The sequence below is a fragment of the Streptomyces sp. NPDC001536 genome (genome assembly GCF_042894505.1).
In the GTDB taxonomy this organism is placed as follows: domain Bacteria; phylum Actinomycetota; class Actinomycetes; order Streptomycetales; family Streptomycetaceae; genus Streptomyces.
Genome location: NZ_JBIAVQ010000004.1, coordinates 349,163 through 373,393, shown reverse-complemented (window position 1 = coordinate 373,393; position 24,231 = coordinate 349,163). Strand labels below are relative to the sequence as shown.

Below are 24,231 nucleotides of genomic sequence, written 5' to 3'. Positions count from 1 at the left end.
GGCCACGCGGGCCGCGTCCCGCGCGATACGGTCGTCCCCGGGGATTCAACGCGCCGCCCCCCGGAGGGACTTCGTGGGTATCGAGAGCGACCAGGTCGTCTACGAGTATCTGAGCCGCGTCGGTGACGTGGCCCAGCAGCGGCAGTTGCCGTCCGGCACCCGGATGCGCCTGGTCTCGGAGCTGCGCAACGAGATCGACCGGCGCCGGGCGAAGGTCCCCGTGGACAGCCCCGCGGCCGTGCGCCGGATCATCGACCGGCTCGGCAGCCCCGACGACGTCGTCACCGCGGCCGGCGGCGCGACCGGCGTCGTACCGCCGGCCCGGCCCGCCCCGGCCCCCACCGCCGTACCCGTGCAGCGGGACCGGGACACCGACGCGCCCCGCCGCCCCAAGGGGCTGCGCCGTATCGTCCCCGTCCCCAAGCCGCGTCCCGCCGAGACGGTGGACGAGGCGCCCGCGCCGCCCCATCTCGCCGCCGAGGCCGAGATCGGGGACAGGGCGCTCCAGCCGGACTGGTGGCGCACGGACAGCACCCCGTTCGGGGTCGGCGAGAGCCTCCCGCCCGGGTTCGTCGGCGGTGTGGAGATCCCGGAGCTCCTCAAGCCCCCGCCGAGGGACGAGCCGAAGCCGGTCGTCGAGAAGGCCGCGGAGCCCGAGGTCGAGGCCGAGGTCGACGAGGTCCCCGCGCGGCGCCGCCGGCTGCTCTCCCTCCCCAAGGGCAAGTGGACCAACCCCCTTCTGCTGGTCGCCGCGGGCCTCCTCGTCGTGGGCGCGGTCCTCGGCAACCTCGTCGTCCTTCTCCTCGGCTGGCTCATCGCCTACGCCTCACGGCGGCTGACCGAGACGGAGACCAAGTGGGCGGTGATGTTCCTGCCCGGGCTGGCGCTCACCGCCGGGGTCGTGTGGCTGTGGGGCCGCACCGAGGGCCGCTGGGGCGACCCCATCGCCGAGGGGCACATGAACGACGCGGTCGCCGACACCTGGCCGTGGGTGGTGCGGGGCGCCGCCGTCGCCTCGGCCCTGTTCCTCGTATGGCGATCCCAGAGGCAGAGGTAGGACTGTCGTACCGACTGGGCACAATGGCCCATATGGCCACTGCACCGATCTCCGCCCCGACCGTCGGCTTCGACCTCGACATGACCCTCATCGACTCCCGCCCCGGCATCCGCGCCTGCTTCCTGGAGCTGTCCGAGCGGACGGGAACGTATGTCGACGCCGACCTGGTGGTCACCCGGCTCGGTCCGCCGCTCGCGCAGGAGATGGCGCACTGGTTCCCGGCGGACCAGATCGAGGCCATGGCCGATCTCTACCGGTCGCTGTACCCGTCGATAGCGATCGCCGCGTCGCCCGCGATGCCCGGCGCCCGCGAGGCGATCGCCGCCGTCCAGGCGGCCGGTGGCCGCGCGATCGTGGTGACCGCGAAGTACGGGCCCAACGCCAAGCTGCACGTCGAGCACCTCGGTCTCGACCCCGACGCGGTGATCGGCGACCTGTGGGCCGAGCAGAAGGCAGAAGCCCTGCGCGAGCACGGCGCGAGCGTCTACGTCGGCGACCACCTCGGGGACGTGCGCGGCGCCCGGACCGCCGGGGCGCTCTCGGTCGCGGTGCCGACGGGCCCGTGCGGCGCGGCGGAACTCACGGCGGCCGGTGCTGACGTGGTCCTCGCCGACCTCACGGAGTTCCCGGCCTGGCTCGCCGCCTACCTGTCGGCCGACCGCGCCTGACGCCGCCCCGCCGCGATCGACTGGAGCACGCCCGCGCCGGCGAGCAGGAAGCCGACGCCCATGAGCATGCTCAGTCCGAACATGTACGTCGGAAATGGCGTCGTTCCGAGGAACAGCGGGGCCACGGTGACGAGTGTGGCCACCGTACCGATGAAGAACACGATGGCACCGGCACGGATCAGTCGGTCACCGGGCCCGGCGGAATTCGTTTGGGTTTTGTCACGCACCGGACCAGGGTAGTTCCCTGCCCGAAGGAACAACCGGGCGACGTCTTGTCACCGGCCTGAAGACCATTAGCGTCTCTGATCAGTTGCGCGGACCTATATGAACCGTAGGTTCCGGCATGGATTCCGCCCATCGTGGTGGGGTGGCGTGGGCGTGCAGGTGGAATCCTGCGCCCAGTGCTGCCCCTTGGGGCCGGTGACGTTGCCGGTGGCCGGTGATGGGTGTGCTGATCGTCGTCACGCCCTGGTGCCGGTGGGCCGCGCGGGGCAGCCATCTTGGGCCCGTGTGAGCGTGTCCCTCCGGACGCTTTCCCACCGGGCCCGAGGGGCCGGTGGGGGAGGGTGCCCCGCGTCGCCTGGGCGCGGGGCGTGGAGTGCGGTGCCGGGTGGGTCCGGTCTTGGATCGGTCATTCCGGCTGGTCTCGGTGGTGGCGGCCGGTGCGACCACGGCAGTGGTTTCGAGCCGGTCGATCACGCTGCGGATGACCATCTTGCCGTTGGTGCGGTCGGTGACGGTCTTGGTCTGGTGGGTGAGGCCGCGGGCGGCGATCCGCTGCCATGCCCCGCTGTCGCGGTCGCCCTGCCAGTGGCAGTCGGGGTTGGGACACATCGCCCATTTCCAGCCGGGTGTGGTGGGCCGGTCGGGGGCTTGGCGGTGGCGCAGCGGGACCAGACAGCGCGGGCAGTGCCGGGAGGTGCCGCGGGCCGGAACAGTGACCACGGCGATGCCCGCCTCGGCGGCCAGATAGCGCATCCGGTCCACAATCTGCCCGCGAACAGTTTGTGACAGCCGGGTGTTGAGGGTGCGGCCCATGCTCCGGGCCTCCAGTGAGCGGAGGTCCTCTACGTAGATCACGCTCGCGCGGGCGGCAATCGCCTGGTCGACGGCCCAGCGGGCGGCCGACCAGGCCAGAGCGCTGTTGAGGTGGGAGCGCCGGGTGGACACGCGCTCGATCTCCTCAGCCAGGACAGCGTGCTTGCCGGTCAGGGGATGATCCCCGGTGGTGTTGATGAGCCGCTCATAGTGGGCGGTCTTGGCGTGCAGGTGCTCGCCCGCGCGGCGCAACCGGTGCTGTCTGGCCAGCACCCCGGCCGCCCGGAACTGCGCCCCGGAGCCCAGCGCGGTGATTGTCCCGTCGTCGTGGAGCCGGACCGCACCCGCGCTGAGCAGGGTGTTCAGCCCCCAGTCCACGCCGAGCGCGGTGGTGTGCCCGGTGCGCCGGGCCGTCGGCACGGTGTGGGTGTGGGCGAGGTCGGCGTGGACCCGGCCCCGGTGGACGCGCAGGGTGGGCAGGTGCAGTACCGCGCCGGGCGGGACGGTGGGCGGCAGGGGGAGCGGGCAGGCCACCCATGCCCAGTCCCCGTACGAGCGCGGATCGGGGCGGGTGGGCAGTTGCAGCCGCAGCAGTGCCCGGCCCGGATCGTCGGCACGGGCCAAGGTGACCTGCTGCCCGTCGCAGGCCGACAGCAGCAGCATCCGCGCCACCCGCGGCGCGGCCTCCAATTCGAACACACCGGTGGGTAGCCGGTCGTGCTTGTCTGCGAAGGCGGCGATCTGCCGGGTCCGGGAACGGATCGCACCCGACGGCAGGTGCCTCCCGTCGGGGACGGCCTCACGGACGGCGTCCCACTCGTCCGGAGAGCGGCGCACGGGATCGGCGGGCCACGCCGCCAGGACCCCGGCGGTGAGATCGGCCCGCCACTTCACCGACCGCATCAGACGCCCGGCCTGCTCCTGCGCCATACGCACGATCCGGTCATTGACCCGCACACCCTCCGGCGGCCCGGCCGTCCAGCCCAGACGCCGCAGCGCCATCCACGCGTTCGACGGCAACGCCCGGCCCTCGGCATCCACCCCCGAGGCCAGTGCCTCCACATCGGTCGCGTTCCAGTGCGCGGCCAGCAGATCGGCGGTCATACGGGTCACCAGATCCGCGGCCCATCCCACCTGCTTGGCCAGCGCGGCGGCCGACAGCACCTCGCCTGTCTTCTCCACGACGCCCGTCCGCAGCAGACCACGAGCACAGGCCGTACGGGCGGTCTCGTCGGCACCGAGCGGCAGTCTCCGGCCCACCCGCACTCCCTCCCCTCACCCGTGCGGTGCTGTCATCCGATCAACGACACACCCGCGGAAAGGTCACACATTCGACCCACGCACCCACGTGCGACCCTGCTGACGGCTGCCAACGTCTTGTGGGACGGTTTCTGACCATGCGTCAGAGGTCGGTTCCGGGCAGCCTTGGCGGCCGGGCAGCTCTGGGCGGTCGTTCGCAGGCGGAAGAGAGCCCCGGGCACAAACAACCCACGTCTCTACACCCGCTTCGATCCCGAGCCCCGCTGTGGTGAGCCCTCCGCCCTGTCGTGGGGAGAGCCGGTACCGTCCATCTGCCTCCAGGCCGGGAAGATCACCGGGCACAGCGTGGCGAGCAGATACACACCGCCGACCGCCAGCAGCGCACGGGGCAGGCCGACCGAATCCACGAGGAAGCCCGCGGCCAGTCCGCCCAGCGGAGTGACCAGCTGGACCGAGGCTGTCGTCGCACTCAGCACGCGGCTGCGCAGTTCCTCCGGCACCGTCTCATACGTCACTGTGGCCATGATGGGGTTGAGCACACCGAAGGCGAGACCCTCAACCGCCATGATCACAGCCAGCGGCGCGAAGGTGTCGGTGAAGGCGGCCACCACGAAGCGCGGCAGGCCCCCGATGAGAAACGCGATCGTGAACACGGGCCACCGCCGAAAGCGGCCGCCCACCGCCCCATAGACCAGCGCCCCCGCGAGTGCGCAGATGCCGAACGCAGCGTTCAGCAGACCGAGATCGATGGAACCACTTAGCTGTTCACGGGCATGTACGGGGAGGAGCACGGTGCTCCATCCCTGGTCGAGCCCCCTGGTGACCAGCGTCATCACGCACAGGCCCAGCAGCAACGGCGTGGCCGCCACGAAGCGATACCCATCCGCGAGTTCACGACGGTAGACACGGAGCGACGTCGGCTCGGCCCGTCGTTGGGCCTGCCCCTCAGGCAGGCCGCGCACTCCGAAGGCGAACAGTGGCGCGGCTACAGCGAAGGTCGCGGCATCCACCAACAGGACGTTCTCGGCTCCGAGTACGGCGATCAGCGCACCTCCGAGAGCGGATCCGGTCAGCGCCGCGCAGCGTGCCGCACCGTCGTACAACCCGGCGGCCCTGGTCAGCGGCATTCCGGCGCGTTCGGCGAGCGTGGGCAACAGCACGCCGCGGGCAGTTTCACCCGGCGCACGGAACAGCCCTGTCATCGCCATCAGCGCGCACAGCATCCAGAACTGCAGGAGCCCGGCGAACTGCATCAGCGGGATCGCCGCGACCGCGATTCCGCAGGCGAGGTCCGAGGCGACACTCACCCGCCGTCGCCCGATCCGGTCGATGACCGGACCACCGGCGAGCGCGGCGAGCACCACGGGCAGCAATGTGCAGAATCCGACGATCCCGGTCTTGGCGGCACTGCCCGTGCTTTGCAGCACGAACCACGGCACGGCCATGTATGTGAGGCAATTCCCAGTGATCGAAACGAGGTTGGCGGCAAGAACCGTTGCCAGAGGACGGCGATCACCCGTCAAGGAGTCTTCGGGCACTACGGTGGTCTCCCATAAGGGAAGCGCCCACCGCGAACGAAGCAGTCAGCCGGTGGACGAAGCGAAGTGGTCAGCGTCTGGCGCGCAGAGCGAGGCGCACCGCGATGCGGTGTTCACAGGCAGCGCCTCCAACACTTCGCCGGGATGACCACCCGGCATCTTCACCCATTGTCACCTCGGACACCGGCCCTCCGCAACGACGATCCGTTCGCAACGGGCGGCCTCATACGAGGTGTGCGCTGATCAGTGGACCCGGCCACAGAGACTGCCAGGGTCTCGACCAGTTCCTCCCGCGCGATCACCCGCCGGTCCGCGGGCAGCCGCCTCCCACCAACCCGTCTCGGAGCCTGCAATACCCGCTGAACAGTACGGACGTTGGGACCCTCGGGCGGCTGGTGACATATCCGTCGATGCCGCCCCTTGTACCCGATGATCACCGGGTACGGGGTACCTGAGCCGAGCAGAGACGCCAAGAGGGCATCACTGTCATTGCCAGGGTTCGGCGTTTCCCGCACGACTCACGGCGCCGAGCTGTTCAGGCCCGTTTTAAGGCATGTCCGGCTGGAGAGACCCCCGGTAAGGTGGCATGACGACTAGTACAAGGGCGTCCGGGGTCAGTCCGGGAGCGATCGAGGGAGCGTGTGCTTTGCCGACTGGCAAGGTCAAGTGGTTCAACAGCGAGAAGGGCTTCGGCTTTCTCTCCCGCGACGACGGCGGTGACGTCTTCGTCCATTCCTCGGTCCTCCCCGCCGGAGTCGAGGCCCTGAAGCCGGGCCAGCGAGTGGAGTTCGGGGTCGTCGCCGGACAGCGCGGTGACCAGGCCCTTTCGGTCGTCATCCTCGATCCGACCCCGTCGGTCGCGGCCGCGACCCGTAAGAAGCCGGACGAGCTGGCCTCCATCGTCCAGGATCTGACGACCCTTCTCGAGAACATCACGCCGATGCTCGAAAGGGGCCGTTACCCCGACAAGGCCGCCGGCGGGAAGATCGCGGGCCTGCTGCGCGCGGTCGCCGACCAGCTCGACGTATAGAGCCGCTCGATTTCTAAGGGAAAGCCAGTGCATTCGGGCCGAGGGGCGGCACCAGCCCCTCGGCCGCCGCACGTGTGAGGAGCCCCCGCACCGCCGCATAGCCGTCGACGCCGAGGTCATGGGTGAACTCGTTGACGTACAGCCCGATGTGCTGGTCGGCGACGGCGGGGTCCATCTCCTGGGCGTGCTCCATGACGTAGGGGCGGGAGACCTCGGGGTCGTCCCACGCGGCGCGCACCGAGGTACGGATGGAATCGGCCAGGTTCGTCAGCGTCCGCGCGCCGAGCGACCGCTTCGCGATGATCGCGCCCAGCGGGATCGGCAGCCCGGTGGTGTTCTCCCAGTGCTCGCCCATGTCCGCGAGCTTGTGCAGCCCGTAGTTCTGGTACGTGAAGCGCGCCTCGTGGATGACGAGCCCCGCGTCGACCTTCCCGTCCCGCACGGCGGGCATGATCTCGTGGAACGGCATGACGACGATCTCGCCGACACCGCCGGGGATCGTGTCCGCGGCCCACAGCCGGAACAGCAGATACGCCGTCGACCGCTCGCTGGGCACGGCGACCGTACGACCCGTCAGATCCCCTGGTCCACGGGTCAGCACCAGCGGCCCGCAGCCCCGTCCCAGCGCGCCGCCGCACGGCAGCAGCGCGTACTCGTCGAGCACGTACGGCAGCACGGCGTACGACACCTTCAGCACGTCGAACTCACCGCGCTCGGCCATGCCGTTGGTGATGTCGATGTCCGCGAACGTCACGTCGAGCGCGGGCCCGCCGGGGACGCGGCCGTGGGCGAGGGCGTCGAAGACGAAGGTGTCGTTGGGGCAGGGGGAGTACGCGATCTGCATCGGGTCACCGGTCATAGGGGTTCCAACTCTCCAGTACGGGCGCGAGCTTCCCGAAGCCGTCGGTCAGTGCGGCGAGGGCGTCCGGAATGCGCCAGGCGGCCCGGTCCCGGGGCCCGACCGGATTGGACACGGCCCGCACCTCCAGCACCGGCACTCCGTGCAGGGCGGCGGCCTCGGCGACCCCGAACCCCTCCATGGCCTCGGCGAGGGCGGTGGGGTGACGTTCCCGGAGCGCGGCCGCGCGGGCGGCGGTGCCGGTCACGGTGGAGACGGTGAGCACGGCGCCGCAGCGGGCTCCGGTGGCGGCCACGGCGTCCCGTACGAGTGCTTGTGGGGGACGGTGGGTGACGGTCCCGAAGCCCAGCTCGGTCACCGGTACGAAGCCCTCGGCCGTCTCGGCGCCCAGATCGGCCGCGGTGATCTCGTCGGCGACGACGAGCGAGCCCACGGGGGCGTGGGGTGCGAAACCGCCCGCGATCCCGGCGGAGACGACCAGGCCGTAGCGGGTGCCTGCCAGCGCGGTGGCCGTCGCGGCGGCGGCGAGGGCGGGACCGACTCCGACGGCGATCACGTCGACCGCCGTCCCGTCAAACGCACGGGCCACCGCGTCCCGTTCGACGGGGACCGCGGTGGCCACGAGGATGCGCATCGGCGTCGTAGGGCTTACGCGTTGTCGTTGACGAGCTTGAAGTTCCACACGCCCTTGTACGACTTGCTGACCCCGCTGTCCGTCTTGTCCTGCTGGACGACGCTGACGGACAGCTGCTTCGGCGCGGCCTGACCCTGCTGGCTGGCGAAGAGGTCGACGCCCTGGAAGGAGTAGTACGTCGTCTTGTAGACGTCCGTGACCTGCTGGCCGTTGATCCACAGCGCCCAGCCGGTGTCCGCGATCTCCGGGTCGACACCGATGCGCAGGGTCTCGCTCTGCGGGACGTCGATCGAGTCGGTCGCCTTCTTCAGGGCGCACTTGGTGGCCTTCTCCTGGCCCAGGTTGTCGCCGTCCTCCCAGCACTCGGCCTCGGCGCTCACCGAGTTCTTGCCGACCGTGACGGTGGCGCGCGGCGTCGGCTTGTCGCACGCCGACAGGACGAGCAGTCCGGCGGAAACGGCGCCGGCGGCGGCGACGGCGCGGCGGCGTCGCACAACGGATTGCATGGAGGTCATGGCCGAAGGCTATCGGGCAGTACCAGCCGTGCTGTTACGCGGGGTGCGGCGTGCCGTGCGTTACGCCACGCGCGCGCGGGGCGAGCCGCCGTGCCGGGCCGAGCTCAGCAGACCCTTGGCCGTCGTCAGCCAGGCCAGGGCGACGATCGCGGCGGCCACCGACAGGCCCAGGGAGCCGTTGAGCGGCATCACGATGCCGACGGCGCCGCCGAACACCCAGGACACCTGGAGCAGGGTCTCCGAGCGCGCGAAGGCCGAGGTACGGACCTGCTCGGGCACGTCCCGCTGGATCAGCGCGTCCAGGGACAGCTTGGACAGCGCCTGCGCGAACCCGGCGACCGCGGCGAGGACGGCGACCAGGAACGCCCCGAAGAAGATCGCGGCGGTGATCGCGACGCCCAGGACGAACGCGACGACGGTCACGATGATGATCTCCGGCGCCCGCTGCCGCAGCGCCGCCCCCACCGCCGTACCGAGCGCGTTGCCCGCACCGGCCGAGACGACCACGATGCCCAGCGACACCGCGGCGCTCTCCCCGGACAGCGGGTGCTCGCGCAGCAGGAACGCCAGGAAGAAGGTCAGGAACCCCGAGAGGAAGCGCAGCCCGGCGTTGGCGCCCAGGGCGTGGGTGACCGCGATGCCGACCGTGCGCAGCCCGGGGCGCTTGACCGGCCGCAGGTGCGGGCCGTGGAGGTGGTCCTCGTCCGCGGCGAGCAGGGCGACGTCCTCACCCTTGGCCGAGTCGACCTTCGGCGGCAGGGTGAAGGACAGGAACGTCCCCACGACGAAGATCACGAAGGCGCCGTAGAGCGGCCAGCGCGGGCCCAGCGACTGAAGCCCCGCGGCGATCGGCGCGGCGATGCCGGTCGCGAGGAGACCGCCGAGGGTGACGCGGGAATTGGCCTTCACCAGGGAGAAGCCGGGGGGCAGGAGGCGGGGCACCACGGCGCTTCTGACCACGCCGTACGCCTTCGAGGACACGAGGACCCCGAGCGCCGCCGGGTACATCTCGATGCTGCCGGTGACGACCGCCCCGGACAGCACCAGCGCGAGCAGGGCGCGGGCGAGCATCGCGCCCGCCATCGCGGCCCGGCGGCCGTGCGGCAGCCGGTCCAGGAGCGGGCCGATCACCGGGGCGAGCACGGTGAAGGGCGCCATGGTGATGGCGAGGTAGAGGGCGACACGCCCGCGGGCCTCGTCCGTGGGGACCGAGAAGAAGACCGTGGAGGCGAGCGCGACCGTGATCATCACATCGCCCGCGCCGTTCACACCGTGCAGTTCGATCAGTTTGCCGAGACCGGACTCGCCGGCCCCGTGCGCGTGGGTGGCCTTGCGGATGCCGCGGGCGGGCCAGCTGACCGGGAGGTGCAGGGCGCGGCCGACCGAGCGGAAGGGGCCGCGCACCCGGCCCGTGCCGTTGCGCCGACTGCTTCCCTTGATCCCTTTGGCCCCACGGATCCCGGTGGCTCCTTGGGGTGTCTTCGCGGCTGCCACGACGTCATAGTGCCCCGACTGAGGGGTTCGTAGTGCGGTTACCGCGCGTATGGCCGCGCAATTACGGACCTGCCGTGGCCATACCGAGACCGGTGCGGGGGTGCCAAACGTCCCGTCGGTGTAGGCCGAGGGCACGCGAGCAGGTAGCGTGCGTATCTCAGCCATCTTGCACAATGGATGGCACAGGTGCGCCCGAGCGTGAGCGGGCGCGGACGTTGACGCGGTCCCCGGGTCCGCTCCGTCCGCCACCCTCGCCCCCGGCGTACGCACCTACAGTGACGGCGTAGGAGAGAAGCGATACCTGTGAGCGCAGCGACCACGCGAAGCCGCACCCCCGACCGCCTGTGCGCCGAGGCCGTCGACCTCGCCCGCACCGCAGCCGAGGAGGCGGCGGCACCCGGCGTCGTCGGCGAGCACGCGGGGCTCGAGTCCGAGGGCGACCGTGTCGTCACGCACTTCTTCGAGTGCAAGGAGCTCGGCTACCGGGGCTGGCGCTGGGCCGTCACGGTGGCGCGGGCCTCCCGCGCGAAGATCGTGACGCTCGACGAGGTCGTGCTGCTGCCGGGCCCGGACGCCCTGCTGGCCCCCGAGTGGGTGCCGTGGAGCGAGCGGCTGCGCCCCGGCGACATGGGCCCCGGTGACCTGCTCCCCACCGACGCCGAGGACCTCCGGCTGGAGCCCGGCTACTCCGGCGAGGACGAGCCGGTGCCGAGCTCCGCCGTCTCCGAGGAGATGGCCGAGCTGGTGGAGGCGGAGGACGCGGAGGTCACCGTCGGCACGCCGTCCCATCTCCCGGTGGTCCCGGCCCGGGGCTCGATCGCCTCGGTGGCGGAGGAACTGGGCATGCGACGCGCCCGGGTCCTGTCCCGCTACGGACTGCACACCGCCGCCGACCGCTGGGACGAGGCGTACGGCGCCAAGACCACCATGGCGCAGGCGGCCCCCGCGACCTGCGTCAGCTGCGGCTTCCTCCAGCCGATCGGCGGCTCCCTGGGCCAGGCCTTCGGCGTCTGCGCCAACGAGTTCGCCCCGGCGGACGGCCGTGTGGTCTCCCTCGCGTACGGCTGCGGCGGCCACTCCGAGGCGGCGGTCATGCCGAAGCCCCCGCGTCCGGCGGCCCCGGTCATCGACGAGACCAAGGTCGACCCCTTCCCCCTGCGCCCGGCGCCCGACTCGGGCTCGGTCCCGGAGACACCGGACGAGGCGTCGGCGGAGCTGGGCCACTCGTAGCCTTTTCTCGCCCCCGCCGGCTCTGGGCCGCGCGAGCCCTCCCCGAGTTACGGTCCCCCCTCCTCGCGGTACCTTCGACCCCACGCCGACGAGGAGAGTGTTGAACGTGAGCAAGTTCGTGCGGCCCGCAGCCGAGGGAGCCGACCCGTTCGGGACCGCCCGTCTCAGGCGGGGAGTGCTCGACGCCTGGGCGACCAGTCCCGCCCGGTTCCGTGAGGACGCCAACGCCGAGGAGGACCTCGTCCTCGGCGGCTACCGGGACCGACTCGTCGTCGAGCTCGCCCAGAACGCCGCCGACGCCGCCGCCAGGGCCGGCGTGCCCGGACGGCTCCGCCTCACCCTCCGCGACGGCGTCCTCGTCGCCGCCAACACCGGCGCCCCCCTCGACGCGGCCGGTGTCGAGTCCCTCTCCACCCTGCGGGCCTCCGCGAAACGCGACACCGCCGCCATCGGCCGCTTCGGCGTCGGTTTCGCCGCCGTCCTCGCCGTCACCGACGAGCCCGCGGTCGTCGGCCGCCACGGCGGAGTCCGCTGGTCCCTCGCCGAGGGCCGGGACCTGGCCGCCGAGACCGCCCGCCACAGCCCGGGCCTGGGAGACGAGGTCCGGCGGCGGGACGGGCACATCCCGCTGCTGCGGCTCCCGTTCGCCGCCGAGGGCACCGCCCCCGACCCGTACGACACGGCCGTCATCCTGCCGCTGCGCGACCCGGCCGCCACCGACCTCGCCGAGCGTCTCCTGAACGCCGTCGACGACGCCCTGCTCCTCGCCCTGCCCGGGCTGGAGGAGGTCGTGATCGAGACGGACACCACCCGGACCCTGCGCCGCCGCACCGAGGACGCGTTCACCGTCGTGGAGGACTCCCGCGACGGCGAGACCCGGTGGCGGGTCGCCGCCTCGCACGGGCCGCTGACCGCCGACCTCCTCGCCGACCGCCCCGTCGAGGAGCGGCTGCGGCCGCACTGGTCGGTCACCTGGGCCGTCCCCGCCGACGCCGACGGCACCCCGGTCCGCCCCCGTACCAGCCCCGTCGTGCACGCCCCCACCCCCAGCGACGAGCCGCTCGGCGTGCCCGCGCTGCTCATCGCCTCCTTCCCGCTGGACCCCACCCGCCGGCACGCGGCGCCCGGTCCGCTGACCGACTTCGTGGTGCAGCGCGCGGCGGACGCGTACGTCGAACTGCTCGCCGAGTGGCGGCCGGTGACCACCGGCATCATCGACCTGGTGCCCGGCCCGCTCGGCAAGGGCGAGCTGGACGGGACGCTGCGGCAGGCGATCCTGGAGCGGCTGCCCCGGACCGCCTTCCTGCCGCCGGCCCTGACCCCCGGCCAGGACGACGACGACCTGCCCGAGGCCCTGCGCCCCAGGGACGCGGAGGTGGTGGAGGGCGCCGGCGCCGACACCGTGCGCGTCCTCGCCGAGGTCCTGCCCACCCTTCTGCCCGCCGGTCTGGAACGCCGCGTCGAGCTGCGCACCCTCGGCGTCGCCCGCCTCCCGCTCACCGACGCCGTCGACCGGCTGGCCGGGCTCGAGAAGGAGCCGGGCTGGTGGCGCAGCCTGTACGACAGCCTCGCGGGGGTGGACCCGGACCGGCTCTCCGGTCTCCCGGTCCCGCTCGCCGACGGCCGAACGACCATCGGGCCCCGGCAGGTCCTGCTGCCCACCGCCGACAGCGTCGCCATCGACCCGGAGGTGCTCGCCCGGCTCGGCCTCAAGGTCGCCCACCCGGACGCCGCGCACCCCCTGCTGGAGAAGCTCGGCGCGCTGCCCGCGTCCCCGCGTGCGGTGCTGACCACGCCTCAGGTGCGGGCCGCGGTCGCCGCGTCGCTGGACGACGACGGCGGGGCGTGGGAGGAGGACACCCTGGACGCGGAGGAGCTGGCCGACACCGTCCTCGCCCTCGTCCGCGACGCCGGCCTCGAACCCGGCGACGAGCCCTGGCTCGGTGCGCTCGCGCTGCCCGACGAGGACGGCGAACCGGCCCCCGCCGGTGAACTCGTCCTCCCCGGCAGCCCGTTCGCGCGGATCATGCGCGAGGGGGAACTCGCCACCGTGGACGCCGAGCTGGCCGAGCGCTGGGGCGAACAGCCGCTGGCCGCCTGCGGTGTGCTCGCCACCTTCGCGCTGGTCCGCGCCACCGACGTGGTCCTGGACCCGGACGAACTGGAGCCGCGCGACGGGGACTTCGCCGAGCCGGACGACGCGGGCCTGCTGGACGCCGTGGACGTGTGGAGCGAGGACATCCTCGACCGCTTCCCCGACTCGCCGGTCCCGCCGGTCGCCACGGAACTGATCGCCGTACGCGATCTGGACCTGGTGGACGAGGAGTGCTGGCCGCAGGCGCTCGCCCTGCTCGCCCTGCCGCCGCTGCGGGACGCGCTCACCCAGCCGGTGCGGATCCTGCTGCCGGACGGCACCCACGAGGTCGTACGGCCTTACACCGCATGGTGGTTGAGGGGTCACCCGGTGCTCGACGGCCGCCGCCCGGCCGGTCTGCTCGCGGCCGGCGGGGACCCGCTGCTGCGCGGGCTGTACGACGAGGCCGACGCGACCGGCTTCGACGACGAGCAGGTCCTGCGGGCGCTCGGTGTGCGGACGTCGGTGGCCGCGCTGCTGGACGAGCCGGGTGGGGCGGCGGAGCTCCTCGACCGTCTCGCCGACCCTGCACGCGAGGTGACGGGCGCCCAACTGCACGGCCTCTACGGCGCGTTGGCGGACCTTGATCCCGAGCAGGTGACCCTGCCCGACGAGCTGCGGGCCGTCGTTGACGGGCGGGTCCAGGTGGTGGACGCGGCCGACGCCGTGGTCGTCGACTCGCCCGATCTGCTGCCCTTCACCGGGGGCGTGCCGCTGCTGCCGGTACGGCCGGCGCGCGCCGCCGAGCTGGCGGAGCTGTTCCAGGTGCGGCGGCTGAGCGAGTCGGTCACCGGGTCGGTGGACTCCGAGGGCGCCGAGCACGACGTACCGGAGCCGGTACGGGTGCTGCTCGGCTCGCGGACGCCGACGACCTACGTCGAGCACGAGGAACTCGTCGTGGACGGCGTGGAGTTGGACTGGCGGCTGACCAGCGACGGTGTCCTGCACGCCTCGACGCTCGAAGGCGTCGCCGCCGGGCTCGCCTGGGCGGCCGGTCAGTGGCCGCGTCGTTTCGAGGTCGCGGCGCTGCTGGAGGACCCGTCACGGACGGCGGAGCTGGCCCGAGACCGGTGGTTCGACTGACCTGTGGAGGCGATCTTGGAAAAGCTCGCACAAATTTCTCACCATCCGTACAACCATTCACTCGTGTCACGAATCTGATCACGTGAGTCAACAGACTCCTTGATCACTTGGGCCCCGACGTGTAGGCGATCGCCGTGGGGGACGACGACCGTCGGGGCCCCTTTCTCCACGCGGGGAACGCATGCGTATTCGAGCCATCGGGGCTGCCGTCACCGGCGCCCTGGCCCTTTCCGCCTTCGCTGTGCCTGCCGCGCAGGCGGACGGCAGCCAAGGCGACACCAAGATCACCAAGGTCGTCGTCGACGGCGACAACAAGGTGGGCATCGGCACCTCGGCCGCGAAGACCATCAAGGTCAGCGTGACGGCCACGGACGACTCCGGTATCGCCGGCGCCATGGAGTTCTCGCTGGAAGGCCCCGACTACGGCTTCCTCACCACCGGCAAGCCGACCTGCACGGCCTCCAGCGCCACCACCTCGACCTGCACCGCGTCGGTGACGGTGGACCCGAAGACGGACTACCTCAGCAACGCCAGCGCCGGCAAGTGGTACGTCGACGCGTGGATCGACGCCAACGACGACGACTACATCTGGACGGAGAAGGCCGGGTCCTTCAACTTCCAGCGTGCCGCCAAGCTGACGGCCAACGCCTCGCCGGAGCCGGTGAAGAAGGGCAAGACCATCACGGTGACGGGCAAGCTGACCCGCGCCAACTGGGAGACGCTCAAGTACACGGGCTACGCCTCCCAGTCGGTGAAGCTCCAGTTCCGCAAGAAGAGCGCCAGCACGTACACCACGGTCAAGACCATCAAGTCGAACTCGACGGGCAACCTGAGCACCACGGTCACCGCGTCGGTCGACGGCTACTACCGCTATGTCTTCGCGGGCACCACGACCACCGCGGCGGTCAACGCCACCGGTGACCTGATCGACGTGCAGTAAGCGACAGCGGTCCTCGCACCACCCCACCGGGTCCCGGCATGTCCGGGGCCCGGTGCCTCCCACTTTCTTCCTTGAGGAAACACATGCGTATTCGCGCCACCGTGGCCGCCGTCTCCGGCGCCCTGGCCCTGTCCGCCCTCGCCGTACCGGCCGCGCAGGCCGACGAGCGGGTTCCCGCCGGCGCCTCCGCCGCGCACGAGGCCGCCCAGGCCGCCTCCGGCAAGTCCGCGTTCGCCACCGCCGTGGACGGCACCCCCTACGTCCTCGACGCCTCGTTCTCCAACGTGAAGGTCAACAAGGGCAAGAACATCGTGGTCGGCACCACCAGCGTGGTGAAGGTCCCGGTCTCCTTCACGCTGAACCACGCCGCGGACGTCGACATCTACGCCGACGACTTCTTCGGTGGCGTCGAGCTGTACCGGGGCGCGGACTTCTACACCTCCATCTGGTGGTTCGACAGCGGCGACGCGGCCTGCACGGACGCCTCTGCGACCGTGGCCAACTGCACGGCCACCGTCGAGGTCGACCCGGCGGAGCTGCTGAACGAGGACGCCGGCTCCTGGAAGGCCGCCGGCTTCGCCGTCGCGTTCAACGGCGAGGACCCGGAGAACCCGAACCTGGACAACGTCGGTGTCGCCGTGACCGACAAGACCAACGCGTTCAAGGTCCAGCGCCTGTCCAAGCTGACGGTCAACGCCTCGCCGGAGCCGGTGAAGAAGGGCAAGACCATCACGGTCACCGGCAAGCTGTCCCGCGCCAACTGGGACACCGCCAAGTACGCGGGCTACTCCAGCCAGTCGGTGAAGCTGCAGTTCCGCAAGAAGGGCTCCAGCACCTACACCACGGTCAAGACCATCAAGACCAACTCGACGGGCAACCTGAGCACCACCGTCAAGGCCTCGGTCGACGGCTACTTCCGCTACTCCTTCGCGGGCACCACGACCACCCCGGCGGTCAGCGCCACGGGTGACTTCATCGACGTGAAGTAAGCGATACGTCCCTCCAGGCCGGCTCCGGAATCCATCCGGGGCCGGCCTCGGCGTTTCCCATGCGGATCCCAACGGCTCCCCACGGATCCGGGGCCAGTCCCAAGCCTTGTGCAGGTAAGGACAAAATCCGGACCCACCCCTACAACTCATCCCAGGGGTCATGGATCTCATCGCGTGAGTCAACAGACTCCTCGATCACTTCTCCCCCTGGGGAACGCACATGCGCAACAGAGCCACTCTGGCCGTCGTCTCCGCCGTGACCGGCGCCCTGGCCCTCACCGCCCTCGCCGTCCCGGCCGCACAGGCCGCCACCACCGCAGGGCCCGCCGTCACCTTCTCCGCCCTCAAGGTGAACAGCGGCAAGAACATCGTGGTCGGCACCACGACCCAGGTCACGGTCACCGCGACCTACACCGTGACCAAGCCCGCGACCCTGGCCGCGAGCTCCTTCCAGACCGGCCCGGTTCTCTACCGCGGCGACACTCTCGGCATGAACTCCGACGACCTCCTCCTCGGTGACGACCCCGGCACCTGCACGGCGTCCTCCTCGACGGTCCTGACGTGCACGGCGAAGATCGAGTTCCGCCCGGACGCCACCGACGAGGACGGCGACCTGGTCAACTCCGAGGCGGGCACCTGGAAGCTGGGCGCGCTCGCGGCCGACGAGAACGGCGGGCTCACCTGGCAGGGGGGCCTCGGCACCACCCATCTCCAGCGCAAGTCCACCCTGACCGTCAACGCCTCCCCCGAGCCCGTGAGGAAGGGCAGGACCATCACGGTCACCGGCAAGCTGTCCCGCGCGAACTGGGAGTCCAACAAGTACGCGGGCTACGCGACCCAGCCCGTGAAGCTCCAGTTCCGCAAGAAGGGCAGCACCACCTACACCACGGTGAAGACCATCAAGTCGAGCTCGACGGGCACCTTGAGCACCACGGTCACCGCTTCCGTCGACGGCTACTACCGCTACAGCTTTGCCGGCACGACAACGACCCCGGCAGTGAGCGCAACGGGCGATTACATAGACGTCCAGTAAGAGCGCCCCGATAGGGGCGCGGGGAACTGCGCGACCAGCCACAACGGCGCCGCGCTCGGCACACAACAGCCGACCCCACCCAGCCCCCGGCTCTAGCCAAGCGCTAAGCGGACACGCGGCGGTCGACCCACCTCCAAGTCAACTCCAGGACGGCCGCCGCCACCGCCGAGATCCCCACCGCGATCCACGGCATCGTCACCCCCACCAGCTTCAGCGCGAAGAAGTCCTGGAGCCACGGCACCACCAGCACCAACAGGAACCCCGCACCCATCGACGCCACCAGCGCCACCCGCCACCAGGTGTAGGGCCGGGCGATGATGGCGAGCACCCACATCGAGATGAGGAACAGGGTCAGCGTGGCGACGCTCGTCTCCGCGTCCAAGGAGCCCTTGCCCGTGTAGTGGTGACGGGCGATCAGATACGTCACGAAGGTCGCGACCCCGGCCAGCAGCCCGCCGGGGATCGCGTACCGCATGACCCGCCGCACGAAGTGGGGTTTCGCCCGCTCTTTGTTGGGCGCGAGGGCGAGGAAGAAGGCCGGAACGCCGATCGTCAGGGTGGACAGCAGCGTCAGGTGCCGCGGCAGGAAGGGGTACTCCACCTGCCAGCACACCACCAGCACCGCCAGCAGTACCGAGTACACCGTCTTCACCAGGAACAGCGTCGCCACGCGCGTGATGTTCCCGATGACCCGGCGCCCCTCCGCGACCACCGAGGGCAGGGTCGCGAAGCTGTTGTTGAGCAGCACGATCTGCGCCACCGCCCGGGTCGCCTCGGAGCCGGAGCCCATCGACACGCCGATGTCGGCGTCCTTCAGCGCCAGGACGTCGTTGACCCCGTCGCCCGTCATCGCGACCGTGTGGCCGTGGGACTGGAGGGCGCCCACCATGTCCCGCTTCTGCTGCGGGGTGACCCGCCCGAACACCGTGCCCTCGTCGAGCGCCTCGGCCATGCCCTCCTTGTCGGCGGGCAGAGTGCGCGCGTCGACCGTCGCCCCGGTCAGCCCGAGCTTTCCGGCTACCGCGCCCACCGACACCGCGTTGTCGCCGGAGATGACCTTGGCCCGGACGTTCTGCTCGGCGAAGTAGCGCAGGGTGTCGGCGGCGTCGGGCCGCAGCCGCTGCTCCAGGACGACGAGGGCCGTGGCCCGGGCGCTCCGGGCCACCTCCGGATCGTCCAGTTCCCGCACGGTCCGTGCCAGCAGCAGCACTCGCAGACCCTGCTCGTTGAGCCGCTCGGTCTCGACGAGGGCGGGGTCGTCCGCCGCGAGCAGCACATCGGGCGCGCCCAGCAGCCACGTACTGGACTCCCCGTTGCCCTCGCTGAGGGTCGCCCCGCTGTACTTGCGGGCGGAGGAAAAGGGCAGCGACTCGGTGCAGCGCCAGTCCTCGGCGTCCGGGTAGGCGTCGATGATGGCCTGGAGGGACGCGTTCGGCCGTGGATCCGACTCGCCCAGGGCGCCCAGCACCTTGCGTACATACGACTCGTCGCTGCCGTTCAGCGGCCGCAGCTCCGTGACGTCCATGCCGCCCTCGGTCAGGGTGCCCGTCTTGTCGAGGCAGACCGTGTCGACGCGGGCGAGGCCCTCGATGGCCGGCAACTCCTGGACGAGGCACTGTTTTCGGCCAAGTCGGATGACCCCTATGGCGAAGGCGACCGACGTCAGCAGGACGAGCCCCTCGGGGACCATCGGGACGATGCCGCCGACCGTGCGGGCGATGGAGTCCTTGAGGTCGTTGCTCTTGACGACGAGCTGGGTGATGACCAGGCCGGTGGCGGCCGGGATCATCATCCAGGTCACGTACTTGAGGATCGTGGAGATGCCGGAACGCAGCTCGGAGTGGACGAGGGTGAACCGGGAGGCCTCCTCGGCCAGTTGGGCGGCGTACGCCTCGCGCCCCACCTTGGTCGCCCGGAACGCCCCGCCGCCCGCGACGACGAAGCTGCCGGACATGACCTCGTCCCCGGGCTGCTTGACCACGGGATCGGCCTCGCCGGTGAGCAGCGACTCGTCGATCTCCAGACCGTCGGCCTCGACGCACACCCCGTCCACGACGGCCTTGTCGCCGGGCCCGATCTCGATGAGGTCGTCCAGCACGATGTCGGCGGTACTGACCTCCAGGGCCACCCCGTCGCGCCGTACCGTCGGCTTGGCCTCGCCGATCACCGCGAGGGAGTCGAGGGTCTTCTTCGCCCGCCACTCCTGGATGATGCCGATCCCGGTGTTGGCGATGATCACGTACCCGAACAGGCTGTCCTGGAACGGCGCGACGAACAGCATGATCAGCCAGAGCACGCCGATGATCGCGTTGAACCGGGTGAAGACATTGGCGCGGACGATGTCGGTCATCGACCGGCTGCTGCGCACCGGGACGTCGTTGACCTGGCCGTTCGCGATCCGCTCGGCCACCTCGGCCGCGGTGAGTCCGGTCGCCGCCGTGGCGGGGACGGGAACGGGATGCACAGGATCGAGTTCGGCGCCCGCGTCGATGTGCGTCATGCGTTCGACGGTACGTGCGGATTTACGGCTTCACACGCCGAGTGGCCGGAAGATCCGACCTGGGTAGGACGGACCGCCGGGGGGAGTGGTGCCGTGGTTGTACGGGATGCCCCTCACTCCGCAGCAGGGGCCTCGTCACTCCGCAGAAGGGGCCTCGGATTCCGTCGCCGCTGCCGCCGCGGCCCGCTTGATGGCGGTGTCGCGCTTCTTGACGAAGTAGACGCCGTACAGCCCCAGCCCGGTGCCGGCCAGGCAGGTCCACACCCACCAGGTGTGTCCGTGGTCGTCGAACCAGCCGTAGAAGGGGAGCTGGACGAGGAAGAGGACGAACCAGAGGATCGTGCCGCCGATGATGGTCGGCACGATGGGCCCTTCCAGGGGCTCCGGTGCCTCGTGCTTGGGGGTCCACTTCGCCATGGAGGACAGCTTACGAGGCGATCAGTTCTACGCGCGGAGATGGTGGATCGCCGACTCATATGTTCATACTGAAACGGTTTGCTCCTGACCATTTCTCATCGTAGGAAACGCCAAAACATGTCCACCTCGGCCCCCGCCAAGGTCCCCGCGCCCGATCAGCCGGGTGGTGCGCCCGCATACGGCGCCCTCGACCGCTTCTTCAAGATCTCCGAGCGGGGCAGCACGCTCCCCCGCGAGGTCCGCGGCGGTTTCGCCACCTTCTTCGCGATGGCCTACATCATCGTGCTGAACCCGATCATCCTGGGCAGCGCGAAGGACATGTACGGCAACCAGCTCGACAACGGTCAGCTGGTGACGGCCACCTGTGTGACGGCGGCGTTCACCACGCTGCTCATGGGCGTCATCGGCAACGTCCCGATCGCGCTGGCCGCCGGCCTCGGTGTGAACTCGGTCGTCGCGCTCCAGCTCGCGCCCCGGATGTCCTGGGCGGACGCCATGGGCATGGTGGTGCTCGCGGGCTTCATCGTGATGCTGCTGGTCGCCACGGGCCTGCGCGAGCGCGTGATGAACGCGGTCCCCTTCGGTCTGCGCAAGGCCATCTCGATCGGTATCGGCCTGTTCATCATGCTGATCGGCCTCGTCGACTCCGGTTTCGTCTCCCGGATCCCGGACGTCGCCCAGACCACCGTCCCGCTCCAGCTCGGCGGCGACGGCCACCTCAACGGCTGGCCGGTCCTGGTCTTCGTGCTGGGCGCCCTGCTCACCCTCGCGCTCATCGTCCGCAAGGTCTCCGGCGCGATCCTCATCTCGATCGTCGCCATGACCGTCGTAGCGATGATCATCGAGGCCGTCGCCAAGGTCCCGTCCTGGGGTCTGACGACCCCGAAGTGGCCCGGCAACCCGGTGGCGAGTCCCGACTTCGGTCTGATCGGCGACTTCAGCCTCTTCGGCGGCTTCGAGAAGGTCGGTGTGCTGACCGGCGTCCTGTTCGTCTTCACGGTCCTGCTGTCGTGCTTCTTCGACGCGATGGGCACGATCATGGGCGTCAGCGACGAGGCCAAGCTGACCGACGCCCAGGGCCAGATGCCCGGCATCAACAAGGTCCTGTTCGTCGACGGTCTCGCGGTCGCCGCGGGCGGCGCGAGCTCCTCCTCGGCCACCACCGCCTTCGTGGAGTCCACGGCGGGCGTCGGCGAGGGCGCGCGCACCGGCTTCGCGAACATCGTCACCGGCGGCCTCTTCACCGTGGCCCTGTTCCTGACCCCCGTGGCCACGATGGTCCCGTCCCAGGCGGCGACCCCGGCGCTGCTCGCGGTCGGCTTCCTGATCCTGTCCAACTCGGTCAAGGAGATCGACTGGGCGGACTACACGATCGCCATCCCGGCCTTCGTGACCATGGTGATGATGCCGTTCACGTACTCCATCACCAACGGCATCGGCATGGGCTTCATCACCTTCGTGGTGCTGCGGCTCGCGGCCGGGCGGGGCAAGGAGATCCCCGCCGCGATGTACGTGGTCGCCGCCGTCTTCGCCTTCTACTACCTGATGCCGGCCCTGGGTCTGACCTGAGCCGTGGGGGTCACGTGACCCCGTAGAACTTCTCCGTCTCCTCGACGGCGGTCTGGAACCGCTCGTCGAAGTCATCCCGGATGAGCGTTCGGACGACATAGTCCTGGACGCTCATTCCCCTTTTGGCCGCATGGTCCCGGAGCCGTTCGAGCAGCTCCCCGTCTATCCGCAGGCTGAGCACGCTGGTCCCCATGAACACGAGGGTCGCGGGCGTGGGGGAGCGGCGTTCACATTCTGCTGCCGTCTCACTCGTACGGGTGATGATCCTGTTTAGTGGCCCGGCTCACGGGAATCCTCGCGCGCGTCAGCTTGTTTAGCGAGAGTAATGAGTTATCCTAAAGAGATGCCGGACCTTACCCATGGCGACGACGCTGCCGCCGTGAACTCCCTACGCTCCGCCGTGATGCGACTGTCCCGTCGGCTCAAGCACCAGCGGGTCGACGAGTCGCTGAGCCCGACCGAGATGTCGGTCCTGGGCACCCTCTCCATCTGCGGCAAGGCCACCCCGGGCGAGCTCGCCCGCAAGGAACATGTGCAGCCGCCCTCGATGACCCGCATCGTGGCGCTGCTGGAGGGCAAGGGACTGGTCCGTCTGGAGCCGCACCCCGAGGACCGGCGCCAGAAGGTCGTCACGAAGACGGAACAGGCCGAGGCGATGCTCGCCGAGAGCCGTGCCAAGCGCAACGCCTTCCTGGCCACCCTGGTCGACGGCCTCGACGAGGACGAGTGGGCGAAACTGCGCGCCGCCGCCCCCGTGCTGGAGAAGCTCGCACACCTGTAAGCAGCAGCCGTCGCGAGGAGGCGAACCCTTTTGAGTACGGGATCCGGAGCAGATTCCGCCCCCGCACCGTCCACTCCTACCCCCGAGGACCCCGTCGGGTCCTCGAAGTCCTCGAAGTCCTCGATGTTCAGCTCCCTGAAGAGCCGGAACTACCGGCTCTTCTTCGCGGGCCAGGTCGTCTCCAACACCGGCACCTGGATGCAGCGCATCGCGCAGGACTGGCTGGTCCTCAGCCTCACCGGCTCCTCGACCGCCGTCGGCGTCACCACCGCACTCCAGTTCCTGCCGATGCTGCTCTTCGGGCTCTACGGCGGTGTCCTGGTCGACCGCCTCCCCAAGCGGCCCACGCTGCTGGTCACCCAGTCCGCGATGGCCGTCACCGGCCTCGCGCTCGCCTTCCTGACCCTCTCCGGGCACGTGGAGGTCTGGCACGTCTATCTCGCGGCCTTCGCCGTCGGTCTCGCGACCGTCGTCGACAACCCGGCCCGTCAGACGTTCGTCTCCGAGATGGTCGGCCCCGACCAGCTCCAGAACGCGGTCAGCCTGAACTCCGCGAACTTCCAGTCCGCCCGGCTGATCGGCCCCGCCGTCGCGGGCCTCATGATCACCGGCGTCGGCACCGGCTGGGCGTTCCTCGCCAACGGCCTGTCGTTCGTCGCGCCCATCGCGGGCCTGCTGCTGATGCGCACGCGCGACCTGCACGTCGTCGAGCGGGCCCCGCGCGGCAAGGGCCAGCTGCGGGAGGGACTCCACTACGTCGCGGGCCGACCCGACCTGATCTGGACCATCGTCCTGGTCGGGTTCGTCAGCACCTTCGGCTTCAACTTCCCGGTGTACCTGTCGGCCTTCGCCGACGACGTCTTCCACGCGGGCGCGGGCTCCTACAGCCTCTTCAACACCCTGATGGCGGTCGGCTCCCTCGCGGGCGCCCTGCTCGCCGCCCGGCGCGGCACCGCGCGGATGCGGGTGCTGGTCGCCGGTGCGGTGGCCTTCGGCACGCTGGAGATAGTGGCCGCGCTCGCCCCGTCCCTGTGGCTCTTCGCCCTGCTCATGGTCCCGATCGGCATGTTCGGCATGACGGTCAACGTCACCGCCAACAGCAGCGTCCAGCTGAGCACCGACCCGGCGATGCGGGGCCGGGTGATGTCCCTCTACATGATGGTGTTCATGGGCGGCGCCCCCCTGGGCGCCCCGATCGCCGGCTGGATCACCGACGCGTACGGCGTGCGGGCGGGCCTCGCGGTCGGCGGTGTGATCGCCGCCTCGGCAGCCGTGACGATCGGCCTGTTCCTGGCCCGGGTCGGCAACCTGCGCCTGTCGGTGGGCTGGCACCACGGGCATCCGCGGGTGGGCCTGGTCCCGCGCGAGCGGAAGCAGCTGGCGACGGCGGCGTGAGAAGTTCTCGGCCGGTCGGCCCGGAGGGGGAGCGCCGCAAGGCAGCTCCCCCTCTCCGTCCCTGGTG

At 70.7% G+C, this 24,231-nt stretch carries 21 protein-coding genes; 11 read left to right on the top strand and 10 right to left on the bottom strand.

Annotated elements, in window-relative coordinates:
* The first annotated feature begins 73 nt into the window (after positions 1-73).
* Both ACFY0U_RS14575 and ACFY0U_RS14570 read left to right on the top strand, forming a co-directional pair.
* The gene (locus tag ACFY0U_RS14575) at positions 74-1,057 is read left to right on the top strand and encodes a hypothetical protein (protein WP_388635035.1); all 984 of its coding nucleotides are present in this window, start codon (positions 74-76) and stop codon (positions 1,055-1,057) included.
* Between the two features lie 32 nt (positions 1,058-1,089).
* Positions 1,090-1,725 carry an HAD family hydrolase gene (locus ACFY0U_RS14570; protein WP_388635033.1) on the top strand — a complete coding sequence of 212 codons (636 nt, stop codon included), beginning with the start codon at positions 1,090-1,092 and terminating at the stop codon, positions 1,723-1,725.
* On the opposite strand, the gene ACFY0U_RS14565 is transcribed toward ACFY0U_RS14570, so the two are convergent.
* The 3 genes from ACFY0U_RS14565 to ACFY0U_RS14555 all read right to left on the bottom strand — a co-directional run bounded on the left by ACFY0U_RS14565 (position 1,701) and on the right by ACFY0U_RS14555 (position 5,468).
* Positions 1,701-1,952: a hypothetical protein gene (locus tag ACFY0U_RS14565; RefSeq protein ID WP_388635031.1), complete on the bottom strand. Its 252-nt coding sequence runs from the start codon at positions 1,950-1,952 to the stop codon at positions 1,701-1,703. The genes ACFY0U_RS14570 and ACFY0U_RS14565 overlap by 25 nt on opposite strands.
* Before the next feature lie 79 nt (positions 1,953-2,031).
* A complete protein-coding gene (locus tag ACFY0U_RS14560; RefSeq protein ID WP_388635029.1) occupies positions 2,032-4,023 on the bottom strand; it encodes a zinc ribbon domain-containing protein in 1,992 nt (663 codons plus the stop codon).
* A 236-nt stretch (positions 4,024-4,259) separates the two neighbouring features.
* Positions 4,260-5,468 carry an MFS transporter gene (locus ACFY0U_RS14555; protein WP_388635027.1) on the bottom strand — a complete coding sequence of 403 codons (1,209 nt, stop codon included), beginning with the start codon at positions 5,466-5,468 and terminating at the stop codon, positions 4,260-4,262.
* 739 nt (positions 5,469-6,207) lie between these two features.
* On the opposite strand from ACFY0U_RS14555, the gene ACFY0U_RS14550 reads away from it, so the two are divergent.
* Positions 6,208-6,591: a cold-shock protein gene (locus ACFY0U_RS14550; RefSeq protein WP_323185146.1), complete on the top strand. Its 384-nt coding sequence runs from the start codon at positions 6,208-6,210 to the stop codon at positions 6,589-6,591.
* A gap of 13 nt (positions 6,592-6,604) precedes the next feature.
* Here ACFY0U_RS14550 and ACFY0U_RS14545 read toward each other — a convergent pair whose 3' ends face one another.
* The 4 genes from ACFY0U_RS14545 to ACFY0U_RS14530 are packed head-to-tail and all read right to left on the bottom strand — an operon-like array spanning position 6,605 to position 10,093.
* Complete coding sequence (locus tag ACFY0U_RS14545; protein WP_388635025.1) at positions 6,605-7,450, bottom strand: 1,4-dihydroxy-6-naphthoate synthase; 846 nt, start codon at positions 7,448-7,450, stop codon at positions 6,605-6,607.
* Positions 7,440-8,084, bottom strand: a complete 645-nt coding sequence (locus ACFY0U_RS14540) for a futalosine hydrolase (RefSeq protein ID WP_388635023.1) — start codon at positions 8,082-8,084, stop codon at positions 7,440-7,442. Before ACFY0U_RS14540 ends, ACFY0U_RS14545 begins: the two co-directional genes overlap by 11 nt.
* A gap of 14 nt (positions 8,085-8,098) precedes the next feature.
* Complete coding sequence (locus tag ACFY0U_RS14535) at positions 8,099-8,599, bottom strand: hypothetical protein (RefSeq protein ID WP_388635021.1); 501 nt, start codon at positions 8,597-8,599, stop codon at positions 8,099-8,101.
* 60 nt (positions 8,600-8,659) lie between these two features.
* A complete protein-coding gene (locus ACFY0U_RS14530; RefSeq protein ID WP_388635019.1) occupies positions 8,660-10,093 on the bottom strand; it encodes an MFS transporter in 1,434 nt (477 codons plus the stop codon).
* Between the two features lie 303 nt (positions 10,094-10,396).
* On the opposite strand from ACFY0U_RS14530, the gene ACFY0U_RS14525 reads away from it, so the two are divergent.
* From ACFY0U_RS14525 to ACFY0U_RS14505, 5 genes are all read left to right on the top strand, one after another.
* Positions 10,397-11,323 carry a DUF3027 domain-containing protein gene (locus ACFY0U_RS14525; RefSeq protein WP_388635017.1) on the top strand — a complete coding sequence of 309 codons (927 nt, stop codon included), beginning with the start codon at positions 10,397-10,399 and terminating at the stop codon, positions 11,321-11,323.
* A 106-nt stretch (positions 11,324-11,429) separates the two neighbouring features.
* Entirely contained in the window at positions 11,430-14,540 is a 3,111-nt protein-coding gene (locus ACFY0U_RS14520; protein ID WP_388635015.1) for a sacsin N-terminal ATP-binding-like domain-containing protein, read from the top strand.
* A gap of 181 nt (positions 14,541-14,721) precedes the next feature.
* On the top strand, positions 14,722-15,480 hold the full coding sequence (locus ACFY0U_RS14515) for a calcium-binding protein (RefSeq protein WP_388635013.1): 759 nt from the start codon (positions 14,722-14,724) through the stop codon (positions 15,478-15,480).
* A gap of 83 nt (positions 15,481-15,563) precedes the next feature.
* The gene (locus tag ACFY0U_RS14510) at positions 15,564-16,469 is read left to right on the top strand and encodes a hypothetical protein (protein WP_388635011.1); all 906 of its coding nucleotides are present in this window, start codon (positions 15,564-15,566) and stop codon (positions 16,467-16,469) included.
* Between the two features lie 220 nt (positions 16,470-16,689).
* Positions 16,690-17,502: a hypothetical protein gene (locus ACFY0U_RS14505; protein ID WP_388635009.1), complete on the top strand. Its 813-nt coding sequence runs from the start codon at positions 16,690-16,692 to the stop codon at positions 17,500-17,502.
* A gap of 103 nt (positions 17,503-17,605) precedes the next feature.
* On the opposite strand, the gene ACFY0U_RS14500 is transcribed toward ACFY0U_RS14505, so the two are convergent.
* On the bottom strand, positions 17,606-20,002 hold the full coding sequence (locus ACFY0U_RS14500) for a cation-translocating P-type ATPase (RefSeq protein WP_388635007.1): 2,397 nt from the start codon (positions 20,000-20,002) through the stop codon (positions 17,606-17,608).
* A gap of 135 nt (positions 20,003-20,137) precedes the next feature.
* The gene (locus tag ACFY0U_RS14495; RefSeq protein WP_388635005.1) at positions 20,138-20,419 is read right to left on the bottom strand and encodes a DUF2530 domain-containing protein; all 282 of its coding nucleotides are present in this window, start codon (positions 20,417-20,419) and stop codon (positions 20,138-20,140) included.
* A 117-nt stretch (positions 20,420-20,536) separates the two neighbouring features.
* On the opposite strand from ACFY0U_RS14495, the gene ACFY0U_RS14490 reads away from it, so the two are divergent.
* Positions 20,537-21,988 carry an NCS2 family permease gene (locus ACFY0U_RS14490; protein ID WP_388635003.1) on the top strand — a complete coding sequence of 484 codons (1,452 nt, stop codon included), beginning with the start codon at positions 20,537-20,539 and terminating at the stop codon, positions 21,986-21,988.
* A gap of 10 nt (positions 21,989-21,998) precedes the next feature.
* Here the strand turns inward: ACFY0U_RS14490 and ACFY0U_RS14485 are convergent, their stop codons facing one another.
* The gene (locus ACFY0U_RS14485; protein WP_046259088.1) at positions 21,999-22,187 is read right to left on the bottom strand and encodes a hypothetical protein; all 189 of its coding nucleotides are present in this window, start codon (positions 22,185-22,187) and stop codon (positions 21,999-22,001) included.
* A 144-nt stretch (positions 22,188-22,331) separates the two neighbouring features.
* Here ACFY0U_RS14485 and ACFY0U_RS14480 point away from each other — a divergent pair, with 144 nt between their 5' ends.
* Both ACFY0U_RS14480 and ACFY0U_RS14475 read left to right on the top strand, forming a co-directional pair.
* On the top strand, positions 22,332-22,769 hold the full coding sequence (locus tag ACFY0U_RS14480; RefSeq protein WP_046259087.1) for a MarR family winged helix-turn-helix transcriptional regulator: 438 nt from the start codon (positions 22,332-22,334) through the stop codon (positions 22,767-22,769).
* 123 nt (positions 22,770-22,892) lie between these two features.
* Positions 22,893-24,164: an MFS transporter gene (locus ACFY0U_RS14475; protein WP_388635001.1), complete on the top strand. Its 1,272-nt coding sequence runs from the start codon at positions 22,893-22,895 to the stop codon at positions 24,162-24,164.
* The last annotated feature ends 67 nt before the right edge of the window (positions 24,165-24,231 follow it).